Raw genomic sequence first — 21,863 nt, 5'->3', positions numbered from 1 at the left:
GTCTGAGGAGGTCTCATGTCAGCCGGATTCGAGGATTTCACCCGCGCCGTGACACGCGGCGCCACGCGGGACGCGCCCGAGCCGCCCCGGCTCGACCGTATTTGCGTTCTGGGCGGCGGGCCGGACGCCCGCCTGCTGGCGGCGCTGTGTCTGGCTGAAGGGGCGGATGTCACCCTGTTTTCGGCCTATGGGGCCGAATTGGCGCTGCTGGCCCAATCCTCGGGCATCGGCATTCAGGGCGATGGGCCGGTGGGCACCTATCAGGTGGACCGCGACGGTCCATCGGTGCGCACCACCGCGGAACTTGATGCGGCGGTGCGCGACGCTCAGGCGATTTTCCTGACCGGTCCGATCCACAAACAACGGACCTATGCCATGGTGCTGGCCGATCACCTGAGCGACGGGCAGATACTGGTTCTGGCCCCGGGCCGGTCGCTGGGTGCGGTTGAAACCGCATGGCTGCTGCGGATCGGCGGATGCACCGCCGATGTCACGCTGGTCGAGGTTCAGGGCCTGCCTTACTGGTACCGGGCCGAGGGCTCGGGCCTGACACTCTCGCAAGCCGCACCGATGGCTGCGGCGACCTTACCTCGTGGGCGGGATCAGGTCCTGGACGCTCTGTCGCGCTACCTGCCGAACCTGCACCCGGTCGAGTCGGTTCTGGCATCGGGATTCAGCGACCTGTCCGCCGCGGTTGAGATACCGGCGCTGATCCTTGGCGGGGCGGCGATGGGCAGCGGCGGTCCCGCCGTGCCGATGGGTGGTGTTCCGCTTGCGGAGAACCAGACCTTTGGCGCGTTGATCGGGGCCGACCAGATGGCGGTGATTCACGGGCTCGCCGACGAGAGGCGGCGCATTGCCGCCGCCTTTGGCGTGCGCAACCTGCCGCAGACCGAAGACTGGGTCTCGACCTTTGCCGGGGCCGAGCGGGGGGCCGGTGCGCGTCCGATCCCGGATCAGCGGGCCGCGCGCGGTTTGATGCGCGACGGGGTATTGGGCTCTCTGGTGCCACTTGTGTCAGCCGGGGAACTGGCAGGCATTCCGACGCCGCTGACCAGCAGCCTGATCGCCATGTCAGACCGGATTTTGGGCGCAGACGTGGCTGCCGCTGGTCGCCGGCTGGAAACGATCGGAATTACAGCAGGCGACGTCGATCAGGCCCGCCGTATCTTTGACACCATAGCCACCGGAGGCGCGTGATGGACGCTGACCTGAACTCCATCGCCGCTGCCCGCCGCGCTGCTGAAACCGCGTTCGAGGCCTACCGCGCCTTACTGGGCACCGACCCCGCGCAGGTGGATGCCATCGTTGACGCCATGGCCCGCGCCATCGAGCCCGAGGCTGAACGGCTGGGGCAACTGGCGGTCGAGGAAACCGGGTATGGCAATGTGCCCGACAAGCGGGTCAAGAACCTGTTCAACGCCCTGTCGGTGGCGGATTATCTGCGCGATGTGACCACCCTTGGTCTGCTCTGGCGCGACGATGCCACCAAGGTCGCCGCCTTTGGTGAACCGATGGGCGTGGTGGCCGCGCTGATTCCGGTTACGAACCCAACCTCGACCATCATCTACAAGGTGCTGTCGGCGGTGAAGGCGGGCAATGCCATCGTTTGCGCCCCACATCCGCGCGGCGTGAATTGCGGGATCGAAACCGTGCGCATCATGGCCCGTGTGGCCGAACAGATGGGTGCGCCCAAGGGGCTGATCCAATGCCTTGATGCGGTGACCATTCAGGGCACAGCCGAGTTGATGCGACACCGCCGCACCTCGGTCGTGATGGCCACGGGCGGCCCGGCGATGGTCAAGGCCGCCTATTCCAGCGGCAAGCCGACGCTGGCAGTTGGGGCGGGCAATGTGCCCTGTTACGTGCATAAATCCAAAGCCCGCGATCTGGCCGAAGTGGCCGAGATGATCGTGGCCTCGAAAAGTTTCGATTACGGCACCGCCTGCGTCAGCGAGCAGGCCGTGGTTACCGACCCCGAAATCGCCCGCGACCTGCGGCACGAGCTGAAACTCAAAGGGGCCTATTTCTGCACCCCGGCCGAGGCCGACCGGCTGGCCAAAGTGATCTTCAAAGGCGCGCGGATGATGGACCCGGAACGGGTCGGGCAAAGCCCGCAGGCGCTGGCCGATGCCGCCGGATTCTCGATCCCGCCGCGCACCCGCTGTCTGGTGTCGGAAGAGGTCGAAGTGGGCTGGCACCGCCCGCTTTCGGCGGAAAAGCTGAACCCGGTGCTGGCGTTTTATGAGGCGAAATCCACCGATCACGGTATTGAGCTGGCACAATCCATCGCCAAATTCGAAGGCTGGGGCCATTCCTCGGTCATCCACTCCGATGACCCTGAGGTGGTGGCCCGGTTCGCAACGGTCCCAACAGGCCGGGTGCTGGTGAACACGCCGGGGATCATGGGCGGCATGGGCTATTCCACCGATCTGGAACCATCCTTCATGCTGGGCACCGGCACGTGGTCGGGCTCGATCACCTCGGACAACGTGACGGCCCTGCATCTGATCAATATCAAGCGGGTCGCCTATGAAAGCAGACCCTGGCGCGACATTTACGAGGAGTATGGCGCATGAGCGAGATCACCATCCGGGCGCTGATGCAGATCGACAACCTGCAACCTAAATTTGCCGCCTATAACGGCGCGACGGTGCAGGGCTCGGTGCCCTTGTCCGGCGACACCGTGCTGATTGGTGAGTTTGCGCCCGGCAACGGGGTGTTCTCGCTGATCGACCGGGCGCTCAAGGCGTCTTCGGTCGAGGCGACGACGCAAATGGTGGAACGCGAGTTCGGGTTTTTCATCCTGCGCTCACCCTCGAATGCCGAAGTGTCCGCCGCGCGCGATGCGATGCTGGCGGAACTTGGCGCGTCGATGTCGGACCGGCTGAAGCCCGCAATCAGTTCGACGCAGATCATCACCAGCGTCGAACCCTATCAGGCGCAATTGCTGAACAAATGGCGCAAAGGGGCGCTGATCGTGCCCGGGCAGACGCTGGGCATCGTGGAATGCGCGCCCGCCGCCTATATCTCAATCGCCGCGAATGAGGCTGAAAAAGCCGCCGAGATCGACATTGTCGAGGTGCGTGCCGTGGGGCGGTTCGGGCGTCTGTTTATCTCGGGCTCGGAAAACTCGGTCAAAACCGCTGTCGAGGCTGCCACCCGCGCCATTGAGGCCGTGGACGGGCAGGCCGGGTGATGGCTGCCCCGCGCGTCATAGGTTCGGACGCGGTCGAAGACGCCCGCCGCCGCGGCCGGATCGTGTTCGAGGTTTTGCCCGGTGACATCGTGACCGCATTGGCCCGCGAAACGGCGGAACGGGTGGGCATCACATTGGTGGATGGGCCACTGGAACGTCCGCAACCGCCGCGCACCGATGGCGCGGTATCGATGCGCCGGGTGCTCTATCGCCGCTCGCCCAAATGGGTCGCCCCGTCGCGCGCGCCACGCGAGGCGCGCAGGCTTGGTAAGCTGGCTCTGGTTGGTGCCGGGGGCGTTGGCGGCAACATCGCGCATCTGGCAGCAATGGCGGATATCGCGGATGAGATTGCGCTGATCGACATCGCGCCGGGGCTGGCGGCCTCGACCGCGCTGGACCTCAACCACACATCCGGCATCACCGGTGCCCGCGCCCGGTGTACCGGCGGAGAGTCTCTGGATCTGGTGGCCGGGGCCGAGGTTGTCGTCGTCACCGCAGGCCGCGCCCGCCGCCCGGGCATGAGCCGCGCCGATCTGATCGACGTGAACGCCCGTGTGATCCGTCAGGCGGCTGAGGCGATCCGGTCCGCCGCCCCCGATGCCATCGTGATCGTAGTGACCAACCCGCTGGACGAAATGACGGTCGAAATGCTGCGCGCCACGGGTTTCCCGCGCGAACGGGTGCTGGGCATGGCAGGTACGCTGGACAGCAGCCGGTTCCGCAACGCACTGGCGATGGCCGCCGGTGTCACACCTGCGGATGTCGAGGCGTTTACCCTCGGCAGCCATGGCGACGAGATGGCCCCGATCCCCAGCCGCGCCCGCATCAAGGGTCGACCGCTGGACGTGTTCCTGTCGCCCGGGCAGATCGATGCCTGCGTGCAGGATGCGATCACCGGGGGCGGGCAGGTTGTGGCGCTCAAGAAATCGGGGTCCGCGACGATTGCCCCGGCCCATGCCTCGATCGAGTTGATTGACCACATCCGGGGTGCGCGGACCGGCCCGGTTCCGGTCTCGGTCATGCTGCAGGGCGAATATGGCATTGATGGCGTGGTACTGGGCGTGCCCGCCCATCTTGGCGCGGGCGGGTTGGTCGAGGTCGAGGAACTGCGCCTGACGCCCTCAGAACAGGCGGCGCTGCAAGCGGCTGCGGATGCCATCCGGCTGAGGCTGGGCCTGTGACGGTCCGCATCTGGAAATCCGGCGGACGGTTTGAAGAGGTTGCCTCGTATTCCCGGGCCAAGCGGATCGGGCCATTTGTCTGGGTCGCGGGCACGACGGCAATCGAACCCACGGGGCGCATCCATGCGCCCGGCGATGTGGGCGCGCAAACGCGCTATATCCTGTCCCGCACCGAAGACGCGCTAAAGCAGATAGGAGCCGAACTGCGCCATGTGGGCCGGGTGCGGGCCTATCTGACCGACCTGTCAAAGGCAGGCGAGTTCGCCCGCGTGCATGGTGAGGTGTTCAAGGGTATCGACCCGGTCCTGACCGCCGTTCAGGCGGGTCTGACGCAACCCGGTCTGATGGTGGAGATCGACGTGGATGCGGTGATCCACGATGAAACCGGCGAGATCGATTTCTGAACGGCCATTCGACGCGCCGCAAAAAAGAAAAGGGCGCCCATTGGCGCCCTTTGCGTTTTGATTACGACCCGTTTGATCAGTCGATCATGGGCAGCAGCTTGTCCAGCGACTGTTTGGCGTCGCCATAGAACATGCGGGTGTTTTCCTTGAAGAACAGCGGGTTTTCGATGCCCGAATAGCCGGTGCCTTGACCGCGTTTCGAGACAAACACCTGCTTGGCCTTCCAGCATTCCAGAACCGGCATCCCGGCGATGGGGCTGTTGGGGTCTTCCTGCGCCGCAGGGTTCACGATGTCGTTCGAACCGATGACGATGGCCACATCCGTTTCCGGGAAGTCGTCATTGATCTCGTCCATCTCAAGCACGATGTCATAGGGCACCTTGGCCTCGGCCAGCAGCACGTTCATGTGGCCCGGCAGACGACCGGCAACGGGGTGGATCGCAAAACGCACCTCTTTGCCCTTGGCGCGCAGTTTGCGGACCAGCTCGCTGACCGACTGCTGCGCCTGCGCCACGGCCATGCCGTAGCCCGGGATGATGATCACGCTGTCGGCCTCGTTCAGCGCGGCTGCAACACCATCGGCGTCAATGGCCACTTGTTCGCCTTCAACGGCCATCTGCTCACCCTGCGGGCCACCAAAGCCGCCCAGGATCACGCTGACAAAGTGACGGTTCATCGCCTTGCACATGATGTAGGACAGGATCGCACCGGACGAGCCCACCAGCGCACCAACAACGATCAGCAGGTCGTTGCCCAGCGAGAAGCCGATCGCCGCAGCCGCCCAGCCCGAGTAGCTGTTCAGCATCGACACAACCACCGGCATGTCGGCCCCGCCGATGCCCATGATCAGGTGATAACCGATGAACAGCGCCGCCAGTGTCATCAGGATCAGCGGCAGCAGACCGCCCGACATAGTGTACCAGACCAGACAGATCAGCGACAGACCAGCAGCCGCCGCATTCAGCGCATGACCGCCGGGCAGCTTGGTCGCCGCCGAGGTCACCTTGCCCGCCAGCTTGCCATAGGCCACGACCGACCCGGTAAAGGTGATCGCACCGATGAAGATGCCCAGGAACAGCTCGACATGCAGGATCGCCAGCTCGGCCGAGGTTTTCTTGGCGATCAGCTTGGCAAACGCGCCCAGATCGCTCAGATCCGCCTGAGACGCGCTGTCGGCAATCGCCATGACCTGCGCCACGTTGCCGATCTCAAAATGCGCGTTGAAGCCCACGAACACAGCCGCCAGACCCACCAGCGAGTGCATCGCGGCAACAAGCTGCGGCATCTCGGTCATCTGGACGCGCTGCGCCACATATTGACCGATCAGACCACCGCCCGCGATCAGCAGCAGCGACAGCAGCCACAGACCCGAACCGGGGCCAACCAGCGTGGCAAAGACCGCCAGCGCCATACCGACGATGCCATACCAGACCGCGCGCTTGGCGCTTTCCTGGTTCGACAGACCGCCGAGCGAAAGGATGAACAGAACAGCCGCAACGACATAGGCGGCAGTAGTGAAGCCAAATTCCATGTGCCCGGCCTCCTTAAGATTTCTGGAACATGGCGAGCATGCGCCGGGTTACGAGGAAGCCGCCGAAGATGTTGATCCCGGCCATGAAGACGGACAGCGCCGCCAGCAGAATGACCAGGAACGACCCCGACCCGATCTGCATCAACGCCCCAACGATGATGATCGACGAGATCGCGTTGGTGATCGCCATCAGCGGTGTGTGCAGGCTGTGCGCGACGCCCCAGATCACCTGGAAGCCCACGAAGATGGCCAGCACAAAGACAATGAAGTGCTGCATGAAGCTGGCCGGAGCGATCAGCCCCACCAGCAGCATCAGCGCGCCGCCGACCCCCAGCAGGGTGAACTGCTGTTTGGTCTGCGCTTTGAAGGCCGCAATTTCCTGCGCCTTTTTCTCTTCCGGGGTCAGTTCCTTGACCTCGGGTTTCTTCTGCGCCGCAATCGCCTGCACTTTCGGCGGTGGCGGCGGGAAGGTGATCTCGCCCTCATGGGTCACGGTCGCGCCGCGGATCACGTCATCTTCCATGTTGTGATTGATCTGGCCGTCCTTTTCAGGCGTCAGGTCAGTCATCATGTGACGGATGTTCGTCGCATAAAGCGACGAGGACTGCGCCGCCATCCGACTGGGGAAGTCGGTATAGCCGATGATGGTCACGCCATTGTCGGTCACGATCTTCTCATCCGCCACGGTCAGCTTGCAGTTGCCGCCCTTTTCCGCCGCAAGGTCAACGATGACCGAGCCCGGCTTCATGCTTTCGACCATGTCCTTGGTCCAAAGCTCAGGCGCTTCGCGGTTCGGGATCAGCGCCGTGGTGATGACGATATCCATTTCTGGCGCCAACTCACGGAACTTGGCCAGCTGCGCGTTGCGGAATTCTTCCGACTGAACGCTGGCATAGCCGCCGGTGGCCGCGCCATCCTGCTGCTGTTCCTCAAAATCCAGATAGACGAACTCGGCGCCCATCGATTCGACCTGCTCGGCCACTTCGGGGCGCACGTCGAACGCATAGGTGATCGCACCCAGCGAGGTCGAGGTCCCGATCGCCGCCAGACCGGCCACACCGGCCCCCACGATCAGCACCTTGGCAGGCGGCACCTTACCCGCCGCCGTCACCTGACCGGTGAAGAACCGGCCAAAGTTGTTGCCCGCCTCAATGACCGCACGATAACCGGCGATATTGGCCATCGAGGACAGCGCGTCCATCTTCTGCGCGCGGCTGATCCGAGGCACCATCTCCATCGCGATCACATTCGCGCCCTTGGATTTGGCCAGCTCCATGCCTTCTTCGTTCCCGGCAGGATTGAAGAAGGAAATCAGGGTCTTGCCCTTGGTCAGACGCTTGAGTTCCGTCGCATTCGGCTGGCGCACCTTGGCAACAATGTCAGCCTCTTTCCACAGCGCCGCCGCGGTCTTCACAACCTCAACACCCGCCGCCTCATAAACCGCATCCGAAAACCCGGCCGCAGCACCCGCACCCGTCTCAATCAGGCACTCATACCCCAGCTTCTGCAACTGAACAGCAGACTCAGGCGTCATCGCAACCCGATTCTCACCCTCATATATCTCTCTTGGTGTGCCTATTTTCACTGGCAATCTCCCGTGGTTCCAAGGCCGAGCAGGTCCTCGGTATTGATTGTTAAGAAAACGTGTATCTCGCGCAATTTTATTTCGCAAGCGCAGCATTTGTTACGTTGTGTCATTGCCGCCCCCTCCTAAACCCAGCGCCGTGTCTTGCGTTCGTAGCGGGCGAAATCAGCGCGAAAGGTGCGGCGCAGCCGGTCTTCTTCGGGCAGAATGAAGCGCCGCTCCAACACCCAGACAAAGATCGGGACAAGGGCAAGCGACACGACCGCGTCGAACCGCAGGATCAGCCCTGCCAAAATAAGAACGTCGCCCAGATAGATCGGGTTGCGGCTGCGCTTGTAGATGCCGGACTGCACCATCGCGCTGGGCGTTCCATGGGGGATGACGGTGGTCTGATGCCGCCGAAACTCGACAACGGCCAGGACCGCCAGAAGGATGCCGCCGCCGATCAGCACTCCGCTGATCAGATCAGTCAGCCCCCCGTCAAGCGACAGACCAAAGCTGAGGAACCGCGCCTGCAGCCAGGCCAACAGGACAAAACCCGCAAGCCAAACAGGGGGAACATCGATCCAGCGCATCGCAATCCTCGAAGATTGACGCCACGTAAGGGCACGTGTCGTTTCTGGGCGCTGTCCTATCGTTTTCAGGCCAAAATAGCAAAACCTCAGTATGTCGCATTCAATGGACAGGGCGGCGGGGATCGTTTACGCCCAAGGTAACCCGCGACTTTGAAACGATAAAGTGAGCTGCCATGACTGATTTCGCCGCAACCAAGGCCATGTTCACGCTGCCAGATGGCATGGTGTATCTGGACGGGAACTCTTTGGGGCCTGTACCCAAAGGGGCGGCCGACCGGGTTCAGGCCATGATGTCCGACGAATGGGGCCAGATGCTGATCACGGGCTGGAACAAGGCCGGTTGGATGGGGATGCCGGTAGGTCTGGGCGACCGGATCGGGCGGCTGATCGGGGCCGAACCCGGCAGCGTTGTTGTCGGCGACACGTTATCGATCAAGGTTTATCAGGCGGTTGCCTCGGCTTTGGAACTGAACCCGGACCGCCGGGTTGTGCTGTCGGACAATGGCAACTTCCCGTCCGATCTGTATATGGCCGACGGGCTGTTGCGATCGCTCGGCGCGGACTACGAACTGCGCGTGGTTGAGCCCGAACAGGTGGCCGAAGCGATCACGGATGAGATCGCCGTTCTGATGCTGACCGAGGTCGATTACCGCACCGGGCGGATGCATGACATGAAAGCGCTGACCGACCAGGCCCATGCCAAAGGCGTGGTGACGGTTTGGGATCTGGCGCATTCGGCAGGTGCGATCCCGGTGGATCTGGCCGGGTGCAATGCCGATTTCGCCGTCGGCTGTACGTATAAATATCTCAACGGCGGACCGGGTGCTCCCGCCTTTATCTACGTCGCGCCGCGCCTTTCTGACCAGGTGCGCCCGGCCTTGTCCGGCTGGTTGGGCCACGAGGCTCCGTTTGCCTTTGATCTGGATTATCGCCCCGGCGCCGGGATCGAACGGATGCGGGTCGGGACCCCGCCGGTTATTCAGATGACCGCCCTGTCGGCAGCAATGGACATCTGGGACATGGCCGAGATGGACGATGTGCGCACCAAGTCCATTGAACTGACCCAGCGCTTTATTACCCGCGTCGAGGCCACCTGCCCCGATCTGGAACTTGCCAGCCCCCGTGATCCGGTCCAGCGCGGCAGCCAGATCTCATTCCGGTTCTCCAACGGTTATGCCGCGATGCAAGCGCTTATTGCCCGTGGCGTGATTGGAGATTTCCGGGCCCCGGACATCATGCGCTTTGGGTTCACACCGCTTTATATCGATGAAGGGGATGTGGATCGGGCCGTCGAAATTCTGGCGGATATCATGAGCAACCGGCTTTGGGACCGGCCCGAATACAAGATCCGCCAGCGGGTTACCTGACCTCCAACCCGGCCCCGATCAACGCCGCCAACTGGGCAATGCGCTGTTCAAAATCCTGAGCACTGGATGAGGTCAGCTTGATGCCCTTCAGGCTTGCTGTAATGGTCGTGGCCGTCTCATGCGGCGCGGCGAAGATTTGCGCACGGCCTTCGGCTTGCATCCTGGTCAGCCACGCGGCGAAAAGATCGGTCAGATCGGCCTCCCCCTGTTCGACTATGTCGGTCGACATGGATTTGGTCGTATCCAGCATTTCAACCCCATGGGGCGAGGCCAGAATAGCCGCCATACCATCCATTTGTGCCCTGACCGCTGACGCAAGGACGTCCGAAACCGATCCTTCGCCCGCCAGAGCCTCGGCCACGGCGGCAATCTTTTCTGCGTAATGCAGTTGCGTCAGCTCGCGAACGATCGCCTCTTTGTTCTTGTAGTGAAGGTAGACGGCGGGACGGGACATTCCCGCGCCGCGCGCTATGTCATCCATCGAGGTCTTGCGAAAGCCATAGCTGGAAAACGCCTGAAACGCCGAATTCAGGATGGCTGCCTGCCGTCTGTCTTCACTTGAATCCTTCATTTCCAAAGCTCTGACAGTTTTCGTCTATTTTGTCAATTGACATACTGACACTTTTCACCAATTATGTCAGAAACTGCCACAGCTAGCGAGAGGTGCGCCATGGCGACCACCCTGAAAATAAACGGAACAGCGCATCAGGTTGATCTGCCTGATGATGTCCCCCTGCTTTGGGTTTTGCGGGACGAGGTCGGCCTGACCGGCACCAAATTCGGCTGCGGTGTCGCCGCCTGCGGGGCCTGCACCGTGCATATCGATGGTGAGGCTGTGCGCTCCTGTCAGGTGGCCCTTTCGGATGTCTGGGGCGATGTGACCACGATTGAAGGCGTAGGCGCGCCCGATGCGATGTCGGCGATCCAGCAGGCTTGGGTTGACCATCAGGTGGCGCAATGCGGTTATTGCCAGTCCGGGCAGATCATGCAGGCGGCGGCTTTGCTGGCCGAAAACCCCTCACCCTCCGATGGCGACATTGACGAAGCGATGCAAGGCAACCTGTGCCGCTGTGGCACCTATCCCCGTATTCGCGCCGCAATCCACGACGCTGCTGGCAAATTGAAGGAGGCGTAAATTATGGGCAAAGTTGGAAAAATCCTGCGCCGCACCTTTCTGATCGGGTCTGCCGCAATTGTCGGCGGTGTCGCCTTTGGGGCCTATTACGTCACCCGCCCCGCCGCCAACCCGCTGAAGCCCGGCGAAGGCGAGGCCGCGCTGAACCCGTTCATCCTGATCGACCAGAACGGTGTGACGCTGTTTGCCCCCCGCGCCGAAATGGGACAGGGCGTACAAACCACCTGGGCCGCATTGATTGCCGAGGAACTGGACGTCGATCTGGATCAGATCACCGTTCTGCACGGCCCGGCTGCAGCGGCCTATTACAACTCGGCCCTGATTGGCGAAAGTCTGCCAAACAAGGGCTATGATATCTCAAATTTCCAGCACAATCTGGCTGAGGCTTTGGGCGTTCTGGGCAGAACACTCAGCCTGCAGGTCACCGGCGGTTCGACCTCGATGAAGGACGGGTTCGAACGGATGCGTCAGGCCGGGGCATCGGCGCGCGAAACACTGAAACGAGCCGCCGCTGACCGGCTGGGCGTTGATCCGTCGGAACTGCAAACCGCATCGGGCCATGTGATCGCACCTAACGGCGACAAGATCGCATATACCGAGCTTGCGATGGACGCCGCCGCGCGTGAACCGATCGAGGTACCCCTGCGCGATCCGTCCGAATGGCGCTATCTGGGTCAGACCCAGCCGCGTCTGGATATGGTGGAAAAGGCCACCGGCACGGCGGAATTCGGCGTCGATGTGCGCCTGCCCGGCATGAAATTCGCCGCCATTCGCATGAACCCCAAACTGGGCGGCGCGATGAACGGCTTTGATGACAGCGCCGCAAAATCCATGCCTGGCGTCGAACAGATCGTCGATCTGGGCACCGGCGTTGCGGTCATCGCCAACAACACCTGGCTCGCCAATCAGGCAGTCGAGGCCATTGATGTCGACTGGGGCGACGCGCCCTATCCGCCCGACACCGATGGTATCTTCGCCAAGATCGCCGAAGCCTTTGACGACTCGCCGAACTCGACCATGCGCGACGACGGCGATGTCAGCGTCACGCCCGAAGGCGCAACCGAGATCACGGCGGAATACCAGCTGCCCTACCTCGCCCACGCGACGATGGAGCCGATGAACGCCACTGCGCTTTACACCGGAGACGCGCTGGAGCTGTGGTGCGGCAATCAGGCCCCGACCCTGATCCAGTTCCGCGTCGCCAACACCGCCGGACTAGAGACCGAGCAGGTGCAGATTCACACCACCTATCTGGGCGGCGGATTCGGTCGGCGCGGAGAGCTGGACTTTGGCGAGATCGCCACCAAGGTTGCCATGGCCATGCCCGGAACCCCGGTGCAAACCACCTGGAGCCGCGAAGAAGACATGCGCCACGACTATTTCCGCCCCGGCGCCATCGCCCGGATGCGGGGCGCGGTTCAGGACGGCAAGGCAGTTCTGATCGACGGTCAAGTGGCGGCACAATCCTGCACGCAGCAGGCGGTCGGGCGCTACACCGGCCTTCCCGGCGCGGGTCCGGACAAGGTGCTGGTCGAAGGGTTCTTTAACCAGCCCTACGCCGTTCCGAACTATCGCATGAGCGGCCATATCGCCGATCTGAATGTCCCCGTTGGCTTCTGGCGCTCGGTCGGGAACAGCCACAACGGGTTTTTTCATGAAACCTTCATGGACGAACTGGCCCACGCCGCTGGCCGCGATCCGCTGGAATTCCGGCTGGAGTTGATGAAGGGCGAACATGCACCCTCGGCCGGTTGCCTGGAAGCAGTGAAAGAAATGTCCGGCTGGACGGGTCAAACACCCAACGGCGTCGGGCGCGGCGTGGCCTTTACGTACAGCTTCGGAACACCTGTGGCTCAGGTCATCGAAGTGGTCGACGAAGACGGCACCATCCGCATCAACAAAGCGTGGATCGCCTGCGACATGGGGCTGGCGCTGGACCCGGAAAACGTCAAGGCCCAGTTGTTTGGCGGCATGATGTATGGCCTGTCGGCGGCCTGTTACGGCGAGATCACCTTTGCCGAAGGCGAGGTCGAGCAGTACAACTTCCCCGACTACGACGCGATCCGCATGCACACAGCCCCGCAGGTCGAGGTGCGCGTGCTGGAAACCAACCGTCATATGGGCGGCGCGGGCGAGCCCGGCACGCCGCCTTCAATGCCAGCACTAGGCAACGCACTGTTCGACCTGACCGGCGAACGCGCCCGCACCCTGCCGTTGATGAAGCAGTTCAATCTGCTGATCTGAGCGAACACCCCGGTCCTGTCCGTACAGGGCCGGGGATCAATCTGCCCTCGACACAGTCAGAAATTGACCGACAGGAAGATGGATGCCTCGGTCGCATCCAAATCATCCTCGAACAGACCCAGATACCCCAGTGTCGCTTCCAGGAAAACAGCCTCGCTGGCTCTTCCCCGTACACCGATACGCGTAGCCCATGTCACATCTGACTGCGATGTTGAGCTGACCCCAATTTCGTCCCGCTCGAACCAGTAGGTTGCGCTGAGCGACGCAAACGGAGATACAACGGACCGCGACGTGACAAACGGCCTGCTCACCTCCAACTCCGGCGTTAGGGCACTGTATCTGACTTTGGCAACCTCGCCGATTATGTTGGTAGGCTGGCCCAGAACCGTGCCGGTCAGGTCGTACTCTTCGGCGCTGTAATTGTAGTAGTCAAAGGCGATAGACGGTCTGATCAGGTACCGCCCGGCCTCGTATTGGCCAATAGCTTCCAAATTGGCGCGCCAGCGCGTGCGGTCAAAGTCGCCGCTCAGCTCAAGCACACCGACATCTGTTGAAAACTCGCCGAACGTTGCCACGCCATTGAGAACCCATCGGTCTGACATGCGCCAGGCGAAATAGGGACCGGCCGCGAATCCTTGGGTGTCCTGAGTGAACTGACCCTCAAAACCTTCGACATCAATACTTTCCATCTCGACCTGAAAGCCAATCACCAGATCTTCTCGTACCAGCCGATCGATACCAGCAGCGAAATACCTGTCATTGACATCAACCTCATTGGCGCCGCGCGTATCCTCAATTTCCGTATAGGAGAAATCCGTCCAGACGTTCCATGGCGATGGCGGCGCAAGATCCCGGCCTTCCGTCAATGGCGGCCCGGCAACAATAGGAACAACTTGAGGGTCACATAGCGCGGGATCCAGCTTGCCTGTCGCCGCGTTTACACATTCCGCTCGGGCAACGCCGGTTCCACCACCAGACGAGCCGGGCTGTGTACGCGGCACAACGACCGCTGTCGACCCACCTCCGGGAAACCCGCCAGACCCGCCAGAACTCCCCGCGAAACCACCCGTTCCGCCGCTGCTGCCGGTGCCGCCGCTGCTACTGCCGCCGCCAAAGCCGCCGCTTCCGCCGCCAAAGCCGCCACCGCTGCTTCCGCCACCGAAGCCGCCACCGCTGCTTCCGCCACCGAAGCCTCCACTGCCGCCACCGGTTCCACCACTGCTGCCACCGGAACCGCCGCTACCGTTCCCTCCACCGGACCCGCCGTTGCTGCCACCAGAGCTACCGCCACCACCGGGCAAGCTCCAATTTCTTTGTTGGTTTTGGGTGTCGATCAAACAATCGCGACCGTTTGGGGCTCCGCCTACCTCGAACAGCCGATGCACGCCGCCGTTTCCGTTCGACACAAAAGGTGAAAAACTCAGATGAACGCCATTGCGTGACCTGCTCCATGTATCGACCGTTGTGTTGCGCTGTGCGGCTTCAAGACGGAAATTCCCTTGCCCGGTCGCTGATAGCCAAACGGATGACGCCGAGTTCGGGGTGCGACCGATATAAAGTAACTCACCCAAAGAACCGCATTGCTGCGCCGCTACATCAGCGGCAATACCAAAAGTCGCAAAACACGCGGCCATAAAAAGACCAGAGTACCGCCGCATCCGCTTTAAAGGTCGTCGCATATCAGGCCCCAAAGTTGCGTTTCGGGCAAAAGGCCCAAGGCAAAGCACGATGGCTCAAGCCTCTCAAACGCAAACACGGCCAGACAAGCCAAATTGACTACAATAAAATCTAAATTTGAGAATGTGGCGGATGTGCAAACGCCCGATACGTATCAGGCCGATTTCTGAAAGGCACCTGTTTTGCGGCCGCAACTCCACAAATGCACAGCCGCCCCAAAGGCTTCGAACAATGGGCGGGATACCGGGTCGTTGACCGCATCCCATTCCGGATGCCACTGTACCGACAGCGTAAAGCCCGGCGCATCCTTGATATACATCGCCTCTGGCGTGCCATCCGGCGCGTGACCATCGATCACAACCCGCTGGCCGACGGTCTTGACCCCCTGCCCGTGCAACGTATTGGTCATCACCTCGGAAGCACCAAACAGGTCGTGGAAAACGCCACCTTCGGTCAGCGTCACCACATGGCGCAAGGCGAATTTCTCCTCCAGCGTACCGTCCGGCGGCATCCGGTGGTTCATCCGGCCCGGCAAGTCCCGGATCTCGGGGTACAGCGTACCGCCCATGGCCACGTTGACCTCCTGAAACCCGCGGCAAATGCCCAAGAAAGGCTGACCACGCTCCACACAGGCGCGCACCAGCGGCAAGGTGATCGCATCCCGCGCCCGGTCGAAATCGCCATGGGCATCGGTTGCAGGCTCGCCATATTCCTCGGGGTGCACATTGGGGCGACCACCGGTCAGCAGAAACCCGTCGCAGGTCTCAAGCAGCTCATCGACCGAGACAAACCGCGGATCCGCCGGGATCAGCAGTGGCAAACAGTCCGAGACATTGGCCACCGCATCCGAATTCATCGTCCCGCCCGCATGGGTCGGGTATTGATCATTCATCAGGTAAGAGTTGCCAATGATGCCTACGACGGGCCGCGCCATTCCAATGTCCTTGCTGTTGCACTGATTGGAATGGACGCTAACGGCAGACTTGGGAACGTGCAACAGAACACGCCCTGCATGACAGCGCAACGCAATGTTCAACTGCGCACAAGCGTAACTATTCGACCGGCTGGTCAGATCTCTCCGGTCAACCCGGCGGCCTCGATCCCAGCCATGCCCGCCACGGCGTCGTTGTCCGAGGTATCGCCGGTCACGCCAACCGCGCCAATCACAGCGCCCTTCTTGTCCCGCAACAGAATGCCGCCCGGCACAGGAATGACCTGACCACCATAGGCGCCGTTCACCGAGGCCATGAAATAGGCCTGCGCCTCGGCCCGTTGCATCTGCGCCGTCCCCGCCATGCCCAGCATGACAGAACCATAGGCCTTGCCCTGCGCAATCGCGAACCGACCGGGGGCCGCGCCATCCTCGCGCTCAAACGCAATGACATGACCGCCCGCGTCCAGAACCACAACGGACAGAGGCTTCAGCTCCATCTCATGCCCCTTTTCCAGAGCCTTACGAATGATGGTGCGCGCCTTGCGCAAGGAAATGCCCATACCTGATCCCTTTCATCTGGCCAAAAATATCTTCGGGGGAGTGCGAGGGGGCAGACAGCCCCCTCGTTCCCGCCATTGCCGCCTAGCCCCGGCTGGCTTTGAATTCCAACCGCCGCGCATGCAGAACCGGCTCGGTATAGCCCGAAGGCTGAATGCGGCCCTTGAAAACCAGATCGCAGGCGGCCTGGAAAGCAATACCGTCGAAGCCGGGTGCCATGGGAACATAGGCCGCATCATCCGCGTTTTGGCGATCCACCACGGCTGCCATCTTCCGCATCGCCGCCATGACCTTTTCTTCGCTTACCACGTCGTGGTGCAACCAGTTGGCCAGGGCCTGAGACGAAATCCGACAGGTCGCGCGGTCCTCCATCAGGCCGATATCGTTGATATCCGGCACTTTCGAACAGCCCACACCCTGATCGACCCAGCGTACCACATAGCCCAGAATGCCCTGCGCGTTGTTCTCGATCTCGCGGGTGATCTCATCCGCGCTCAGGTTGCGCCCACCCAGCAGCGGGATGGTCAGCAGATTCTCCAGCGTGCCACGGGGTCCACCAGCGGCCAATTCGTCCTGACGGTCCAGAACACTGACTTTATGATAATGCGTCGCGTGCAGGGTTGCGGCAGTTGGTGACGGCACCCAGGCGCAGGTGGCCCCGGATTGCGGATGTCCGATCTTGGCCTCCAGCATGTCGCCCATCCGGTCCGGCATCGCCCACATGCCCTTACCGATCTGTGCCTTGCCTTTCAGGCCGCAGGCCAGGCCGATATCGACATTGCGATCCTCATAGGACGCAATCCACGGCGTGTTCTTGATGTCGCCTTTCGGCAGCATCGGGCCGGCCTCCATCGAGGTGTGGATCTCATCCCCCGTCCGATCAAGGAACCCGGTATTGATGAAGGCCACCCGCGATTTCGCAGCCCGAATACACTCGCCAAGGTTCACCGACGTGCGGCGTTCCTCATCCATGATGCCCAGCTTCACGGTATTGCGCGGCAGGCCCAGAATGTCTTCGACCATGTCGAAAATCTCGACCGAGAAGGCCACCTCTTCCGGGCCATGCATCTTGGGTTTGACCACATAGACCGACCCGGCGACCGAGTTGCCGCCCTCGCGCTTGAGGTCATGCATCGCGATCAGAGTGGTACAAAGCGCATCCATCAGCCCTTCACCGATCTCGTTCCCTTCACCGTCCAGTACGGCGGGGTTGGTCATCAGGTGGCCCACATTGCGCACCAGCATCAGCGAGCGGCCCTTCAGCGTTGCCTGCTCTCCCCCAGCGGTGGTGTAACCCAAGTCGTCCGCCAGTTTGCGGGTAAAGGTCTTGCCGCCCTTTGTGACCTCTTCCGTCAGGTCGCCCTTCATCAGACCCAGCCAGTTGCTATAGGCCACCACCTTGTCCGCGGCATCGACACAGGCGACCGAGTCCTCGCAGTCCATGATCGTGGACAGCGCAGATTCCAGACGCATATCCGCGATCCCGGCAGGGTCCGTCGCGCCGATATTGCTTGTTGGGTCGATCATGATCTGAATGTGCAGGCCGTTGTTTTTCAGCAGCACAAATTCGGGCGCGTCCGCGGCGCCACCAAAGCCCACAAAGCCCGCCGGGTTGGCCAGAGAGGGCACCAGCGCACCGCCCGCGACGTGCAGGCCGGTAACATCTGCCCACGACCCCTCGGCCAGTGGCACGGCATCATCCAGAAACGACTTGGCCCAGGCGATCACGCGGGCGCCGCGTTCGGTATCGTACCCGCCACCTTCGGGCAGATCACCCATCGCGTCGGTGCCGTACAGCGCATCATACAGGCTGCCCCAGCGCGCATTGGCGGCGTTCAGCGCAAAGCGGGCGTTGGTGATCGGCACCACCAGCTGCGGGCCGGGGGTCAGCGCGATCTCGGGGTCGACATTGGTGGTTTCGATCTGAAACGCCGCGCCGTCTTCAACCAGATAGCCGATCTCGCGCAGGAAGGCCTGATAGGCGGCGGCGTCATGATCCTGACCGATATTCGCCAGATGCCAGCCGTCGATGCGGCCCTGAATCTCGTTGCGTTTGGCCAGCAGCGCCTTGTTCTTCGGCCCCAACTCTTCGACCATTCGGGACAGGCCGGACCAGAATGTTTCCGGCGACACACCCGTACCCGGCAGCGCCTGACCCTCGATAAAACCTGTCAACTCTGCGGAGATCTGCAGGCCGCTCCGGGTTTCTCTGCTGCTCATCTACCATTTCTCCCGCTTTTGTACGCCACTGTATGCCGTCCTCAATTAGGACGGATGTTTCCGATAGGCAACTCTTGTTGGGAAATTCATCCCCCAAACCCGCCACACACACCAGATCAAACCAAAACCCGAGGCCTGGATGGCCGACGCCACCCTGCTTGCAGCCCGGCGGCGCAGCCCCTAACGTCGCGCCAGACACGAACCGATGCGAGGCCCCCGATGCGCGACGCCGCCCCCACAATCTACCTGAAAGACTACGCGCCCTTCGGCTATCTGGTGGATAATGTGCATCTGACCTTTGATCTGGCTGATCACGCAACCCGCGTCACCTCGCGCATTGCATTCCGGCCAAACCGCGAGGCCACAGACCGCACGTTTTTCCTGCATGGCGAAGACCTGACCCTGATCCGCGCCGCCATTGACGGTGTCGATGTCACGCCCGAACTCACCGACAAGGGCCTGACCGCCGCCGCCCCGGATGCGCCGTTCATCTGGGAGGCCGAGGTCGAAATCGACCCGGGCAACAACACCGCGCTGGAAGGGCTGTATATGTCGAACGGCATGTACTGCACCCAATGTGAGGCCGAAGGGTTTCGCAAGATCACCTATTACCCCGACCGGCCCGATGTGATGTCCACATTCACTGTGCGCATCAATGGCGACCTGCCCGTACTGCTGTCCAACGGCAACCCGTCCGGCAAGGGCGAAGGTTGGGCCGAATGGACCGACCCATGGCCCAAGCCCGCATACCTGTTCGCGCTGGTCGCAGGTGACCTGATCGCGCATTCCGACCGCTTCACCACCATGTCGGGCCGCGACGTGGACCTGAACCTCTGGGTCCGCCCCGGAGACGAGGGCAAATGCGCCTTTGGCATGGAAGCCCTGAAAAAGTCGATGAAATGGGACGAAGACGTCTATGGCCGCGAATACGATCTGGATGTGTTCAACATCGTCGCCGTGGACGATTTCAACATGGGTGCGATGGAGAACAAGGGACTGAACATCTTCAACTCCTCGGCCGTTCTGGCCAGCCCGGAAACCTCGACCGATGTGAATTTCGAACGGATCGAGGCGATCATCGCGCATGAGTATTTCCACAACTGGACCGGCAACCGCATCACCTGCCGCGACTGGTTCCAGCTGTGTCTGAAAGAGGGGCTGACCGTCTTCCGCGATGCACAGTTCACGTCCGACATGCGTTCGGCCCCGGTAAAGCGCATCCATGACGCCATCGATCTGCGTGCACGGCAATTCCCCGAGGATAACGGGCCACTGTCGCATCCGGTGAGACCAGAAAGCTTTCAGGAAATCAACAACTTCTACACCGCGACCGTCTATGAAAAGGGGGCCGAGGTGATCGGCATGCTGAAACGACTTGTCGGGGATGAAGCCTACGCAAAGGCGCTGGGCCTGTATTTCGACCGCCATGACGGGCAGGCCTGCACCATCGAGGATTGGATCAAGGTGTTCGAGGACACAACAGGCCGCGATCTGACCCAATTCAAGCGCTGGTACAGCCAATCCGGAACGCCTCGGGTATCGGTTGCCGAACATTGGGAAGATGGCGCCTATACCCTGACGTTGCGCCAGCGCACCGAACCCACGCCGGGTCAGGACACCAAAGAACCGAAGGTGATCCCCGTCGCCGTGGGCCTGCTTGGCCCCAATGGCGATGAGGTCCGCGCAACCGAGGTGCTAGAACTGACCGAGGCCGAGCAGAGTTTTACCTTCACCGGTCTGGCGGCCAAACCCGTGCCCTCGATCCTGCGCGATTTCTCGGCCCCGGTGATCTTGGAACAAGATCACTCGAATGCCGAACGGGCGTTTCTGCTGGCCCATGATACCGACCCGTTCAACCGCTGGCAGGCGGGGCGCGCGCTGGCCGAGGATACGTTGCTGCGGATGATCTCGGATGAGGCGGTGCCGGATGCCGATTACCTGGATGGTTTGCTGGCGGTATTACGCGATGGCGATCTGGACCCGGCCTACCGCGCGTTGATGCTGGGCCTGCCCACGCAATCCGAACTGGCGGCGGCTTTGTATGAACGGGGCGAAACGCCCGACCCGATGGCAATCTGGACAGCGACCGAGACCCTGCGGCAGGCCACGGCACAGCATCTGCAAGACCTGCTGCCCCGCCTGCACAGCGAGGCTTTGGTGGACGCGCCCTACAAGCCGGATGCGGAACAATCCGGCAAGCGCGCGCTGGGAGGTGCGGCTTTGGCCCTAACCACGCGGTTGGACGGCGGCGCGATGGCGGCGGAGGCCTATTCCAAATCGGACAACATGACCCTGCAACTCTCGGCCCTGTCCTGCCTGTTGCGCGCCCGCAAGGGCGAGGCCGAACTGGCCGCGTTCTATGATCAGTGGCAGCATGACCGTCTGGTGATCGACAAATGGTTCGGGCTGCAGATTGCGATGGCCGCGCCCGAGGCAACGCCAAAAACCGCCCAAACGCTAACACAGCACGCTGATTTCAATTGGAAAAACCCCAACCGCTTCCGCGCTGTGATGGGCGGGCTGGCGATGAACCATGCCGGGTTTCATCAGGCCGATGGCGCAGGGTATCGCTTGCTGGCCGATTGGCTCATTCGCCTGGACCCGGTGAATCCACAGACCACCGCGCGCATGTGTTCGGCCTTCCAGACCTGGAGGCGATACGACGCAGACCGTCAGGACCTGATCCGCGCGCATCTGACCCGCATTTCCGAGACACCAGACCTGTCACGCGACACGACCGAGATGGTGTCGCGCATTCTGGGCGCATGACGACCTACACGTTCACGCGGCACAACCGGAATCCGCGCACGATTCTGATTCTGATCGGTATCTATGCCGCATTGCTGTCGCTGATCATCCTGTTCGACGCGGTGTGGTGGATCGTCGGGTTGCTGTCCCTTGCGACCTTGCCCGCCATCTGGGACGTCGTTCAGGACAGCAGCGCCAGCGTTCAACTGGATCAGCATCGCCTGCGCTGGTTTTCAGGCAAAAGACAGGGCGAAATGGCCTTGGATGAAATCCAATACATCCGCTTTGACACGCGCTGGGATTTCTCGGTCCGCGTCTCACTGGTTCTGCACTCGGACAAAAAGGTCCGCCTGCCGGATGAGTCGATTCCACCGCATCGCGCATTCGAAACCGTGCTGGAACAGGCCGGTTTTCGCGTCAAACGCCACCATTTTACCGTTTTCTGAAACGATCCGTGCAACAATGCAAGATTGCGCAGAATTCATAAAAGGTAACGAGCATTTAA

General features: G+C 61.9%; 19 protein-coding genes. 10 read left to right on the top strand and 9 right to left on the bottom strand.

The genetic code is table 11. From position 1 onward, the window contains the following. Positions 1-15: 15 nt before the first annotated feature. Genes ACR0KX_RS02780 through ACR0KX_RS02760 form a run of 5 tightly spaced genes read left to right on the top strand, consistent with a single transcriptional unit; the run spans position 16 to position 4,784 of the window. Complete coding sequence (locus tag ACR0KX_RS02780; RefSeq protein ID WP_170622394.1) at positions 16-1,200, top strand: hypothetical protein; 1,185 nt, start codon at positions 16-18, stop codon at positions 1,198-1,200. Beyond that, positions 1,200-2,579 carry an aldehyde dehydrogenase family protein gene (locus ACR0KX_RS02775; RefSeq protein WP_170622393.1) on the top strand — a complete coding sequence of 460 codons (1,380 nt, stop codon included), beginning with the start codon at positions 1,200-1,202 and terminating at the stop codon, positions 2,577-2,579. Before ACR0KX_RS02780 ends, ACR0KX_RS02775 begins: the two co-directional genes overlap by 1 nt. Continuing rightward, a complete protein-coding gene (locus tag ACR0KX_RS02770) occupies positions 2,576-3,199 on the top strand; it encodes a BMC domain-containing protein (protein ID WP_170611731.1) in 624 nt (207 codons plus the stop codon). Before ACR0KX_RS02775 ends, ACR0KX_RS02770 begins: the two co-directional genes overlap by 4 nt. Beyond that, on the top strand, positions 3,199-4,380 hold the full coding sequence (locus ACR0KX_RS02765; protein WP_170622392.1) for a malate dehydrogenase: 1,182 nt from the start codon (positions 3,199-3,201) through the stop codon (positions 4,378-4,380). The genes ACR0KX_RS02770 and ACR0KX_RS02765 overlap by 1 nt, the downstream gene beginning before the upstream one ends. Beyond that, positions 4,377-4,784, top strand: a complete 408-nt coding sequence (locus ACR0KX_RS02760; RefSeq protein ID WP_480707811.1) for a Rid family hydrolase — start codon at positions 4,377-4,379, stop codon at positions 4,782-4,784. The genes ACR0KX_RS02765 and ACR0KX_RS02760 overlap by 4 nt, the downstream gene beginning before the upstream one ends. Positions 4,785-4,860: 76 nt before the next feature. Here ACR0KX_RS02760 and ACR0KX_RS02755 read toward each other — a convergent pair whose 3' ends face one another. The 3 genes from ACR0KX_RS02755 to ACR0KX_RS02745 all read right to left on the bottom strand — a co-directional run bounded on the left by ACR0KX_RS02755 (position 4,861) and on the right by ACR0KX_RS02745 (position 8,475). Then, positions 4,861-6,315 (bottom strand): NAD(P)(+) transhydrogenase (Re/Si-specific) subunit beta, encoded by a 1,455-nt coding sequence (locus ACR0KX_RS02755; protein ID WP_170622391.1) that lies wholly within the window; start codon positions 6,313-6,315, stop codon positions 4,861-4,863. Between the two features lie 13 nt (positions 6,316-6,328). Next, entirely contained in the window at positions 6,329-7,900 is a 1,572-nt protein-coding gene (locus ACR0KX_RS02750) for a Re/Si-specific NAD(P)(+) transhydrogenase subunit alpha (RefSeq protein WP_170622390.1), read from the bottom strand. Between the two features lie 125 nt (positions 7,901-8,025). Beyond that, positions 8,026-8,475: a methyltransferase family protein gene (locus tag ACR0KX_RS02745; protein ID WP_170452009.1), complete on the bottom strand. Its 450-nt coding sequence runs from the start codon at positions 8,473-8,475 to the stop codon at positions 8,026-8,028. 173 nt (positions 8,476-8,648) lie between these two features. Between ACR0KX_RS02745 and kynU the strand changes: the two genes are divergently transcribed. Beyond that, positions 8,649-9,842, top strand: a complete 1,194-nt coding sequence (gene kynU, locus ACR0KX_RS02740) for a kynureninase (protein WP_170622389.1) — start codon at positions 8,649-8,651, stop codon at positions 9,840-9,842. Here kynU and ACR0KX_RS02735 read toward each other — a convergent pair. Further along, positions 9,835-10,413: a TetR/AcrR family transcriptional regulator gene (locus tag ACR0KX_RS02735; RefSeq protein ID WP_170622388.1), complete on the bottom strand. Its 579-nt coding sequence runs from the start codon at positions 10,411-10,413 to the stop codon at positions 9,835-9,837. The genes kynU and ACR0KX_RS02735 overlap by 8 nt on opposite strands. Positions 10,414-10,512: 99 nt before the next feature. Here ACR0KX_RS02735 and ACR0KX_RS02730 point away from each other — a divergent pair, with 99 nt between their 5' ends. Together ACR0KX_RS02730 and ACR0KX_RS02725 are read left to right on the top strand one after the other, a co-directional pair. Beyond that, the gene (locus ACR0KX_RS02730; protein WP_170622387.1) at positions 10,513-10,977 is read left to right on the top strand and encodes a (2Fe-2S)-binding protein; all 465 of its coding nucleotides are present in this window, start codon (positions 10,513-10,515) and stop codon (positions 10,975-10,977) included. Between the two features lie 3 nt (positions 10,978-10,980). Then, positions 10,981-13,221: a molybdopterin cofactor-binding domain-containing protein gene (locus tag ACR0KX_RS02725; protein WP_170622386.1), complete on the top strand. Its 2,241-nt coding sequence runs from the start codon at positions 10,981-10,983 to the stop codon at positions 13,219-13,221. 56 nt (positions 13,222-13,277) lie between these two features. Here the strand turns inward: ACR0KX_RS02725 and ACR0KX_RS02720 are convergent, their stop codons facing one another. The 5 genes from ACR0KX_RS02720 to ACR0KX_RS02700 all read right to left on the bottom strand — a co-directional run bounded on the left by ACR0KX_RS02720 (position 13,278) and on the right by ACR0KX_RS02700 (position 18,610). Beyond that, positions 13,278-14,222: an autotransporter outer membrane beta-barrel domain-containing protein gene (locus ACR0KX_RS02720; protein ID WP_170622385.1), complete on the bottom strand. Its 945-nt coding sequence runs from the start codon at positions 14,220-14,222 to the stop codon at positions 13,278-13,280. Continuing rightward, positions 14,159-14,476, bottom strand: coding sequence for a hypothetical protein (locus tag ACR0KX_RS02715; protein WP_170622384.1), 318 nt, complete (start codon positions 14,474-14,476; stop codon positions 14,159-14,161). Before ACR0KX_RS02715 ends, ACR0KX_RS02720 begins: the two co-directional genes overlap by 64 nt. A gap of 576 nt (positions 14,477-15,052) precedes the next feature. Beyond that, positions 15,053-15,832: a gamma-glutamyl-gamma-aminobutyrate hydrolase family protein gene (locus tag ACR0KX_RS02710; RefSeq protein ID WP_170622383.1), complete on the bottom strand. Its 780-nt coding sequence runs from the start codon at positions 15,830-15,832 to the stop codon at positions 15,053-15,055. A gap of 134 nt (positions 15,833-15,966) precedes the next feature. Next, positions 15,967-16,392 carry a heme-binding protein gene (locus tag ACR0KX_RS02705; RefSeq protein WP_170452025.1) on the bottom strand — a complete coding sequence of 142 codons (426 nt, stop codon included), beginning with the start codon at positions 16,390-16,392 and terminating at the stop codon, positions 15,967-15,969. Between the two features lie 82 nt (positions 16,393-16,474). Further along, the gene (locus ACR0KX_RS02700) at positions 16,475-18,610 is read right to left on the bottom strand and encodes a malate synthase G (protein WP_170622382.1); all 2,136 of its coding nucleotides are present in this window, start codon (positions 18,608-18,610) and stop codon (positions 16,475-16,477) included. Positions 18,611-18,829: 219 nt separating this feature from the next. On the opposite strand from ACR0KX_RS02700, the gene pepN reads away from it, so the two are divergent. Then, entirely contained in the window at positions 18,830-21,379 is a 2,550-nt protein-coding gene (gene pepN, locus ACR0KX_RS02695) for an aminopeptidase N (protein WP_170622381.1), read from the top strand. Then, positions 21,376-21,804, top strand: a complete 429-nt coding sequence (locus ACR0KX_RS02690; protein WP_480707810.1) for a hypothetical protein — start codon at positions 21,376-21,378, stop codon at positions 21,802-21,804. The genes pepN and ACR0KX_RS02690 overlap by 4 nt, the downstream gene beginning before the upstream one ends. Positions 21,805-21,863 lie beyond the last annotated feature (59 nt).

It is taken from the genome of Ruegeria sp. BG5 (genome assembly GCF_056538425.1).
This window is presented reverse-complemented; position numbering and strand designations above follow the sequence as displayed.

Bases quoted from the DNA above. Each gene is read 5' to 3' on its own strand.
- ACR0KX_RS02780 (WP_170622394.1), top strand. From the start codon at position 16: ATGTCAGCCGGATTCGAGGATTTCACCCGCGCCGTGACACGCGGCGCC.
- ACR0KX_RS02775 (WP_170622393.1), top strand. From the start codon at position 1,200: ATGGACGCTGACCTGAACTCCATCGCCGCTGCCCGCCGCGCTGCTGAA.
- ACR0KX_RS02770 (WP_170611731.1), top strand. From the start codon at position 2,576: ATGAGCGAGATCACCATCCGGGCGCTGATGCAGATCGACAACCTGCAA.
- ACR0KX_RS02765 (WP_170622392.1), top strand. From the start codon at position 3,199: ATGGCTGCCCCGCGCGTCATAGGTTCGGACGCGGTCGAAGACGCCCGC.
- ACR0KX_RS02755 (WP_170622391.1), bottom strand. From the start codon at position 6,315: ATGGAATTTGGCTTCACTACTGCCGCCTATGTCGTTGCGGCTGTTCTG.
- ACR0KX_RS02745 (WP_170452009.1), bottom strand. From the start codon at position 8,475: ATGCGCTGGATCGATGTTCCCCCTGTTTGGCTTGCGGGTTTTGTCCTG.
- kynU (WP_170622389.1), top strand. From the start codon at position 8,649: ATGACTGATTTCGCCGCAACCAAGGCCATGTTCACGCTGCCAGATGGC.
- ACR0KX_RS02735 (WP_170622388.1), bottom strand. From the start codon at position 10,413: ATGAAGGATTCAAGTGAAGACAGACGGCAGGCAGCCATCCTGAATTCG.
- ACR0KX_RS02730 (WP_170622387.1), top strand. From the start codon at position 10,513: ATGGCGACCACCCTGAAAATAAACGGAACAGCGCATCAGGTTGATCTG.
- ACR0KX_RS02725 (WP_170622386.1), top strand. From the start codon at position 10,981: ATGGGCAAAGTTGGAAAAATCCTGCGCCGCACCTTTCTGATCGGGTCT.
- ACR0KX_RS02710 (WP_170622383.1), bottom strand. From the start codon at position 15,832: ATGGCGCGGCCCGTCGTAGGCATCATTGGCAACTCTTACCTGATGAAT.
- ACR0KX_RS02705 (WP_170452025.1), bottom strand. From the start codon at position 16,392: ATGGGCATTTCCTTGCGCAAGGCGCGCACCATCATTCGTAAGGCTCTG.
- ACR0KX_RS02700 (WP_170622382.1), bottom strand. From the start codon at position 18,610: ATGAGCAGCAGAGAAACCCGGAGCGGCCTGCAGATCTCCGCAGAGTTG.
- pepN (WP_170622381.1), top strand. From the start codon at position 18,830: ATGCGCGACGCCGCCCCCACAATCTACCTGAAAGACTACGCGCCCTTC.
- ACR0KX_RS02690 (WP_480707810.1), top strand. From the start codon at position 21,376: ATGACGACCTACACGTTCACGCGGCACAACCGGAATCCGCGCACGATT.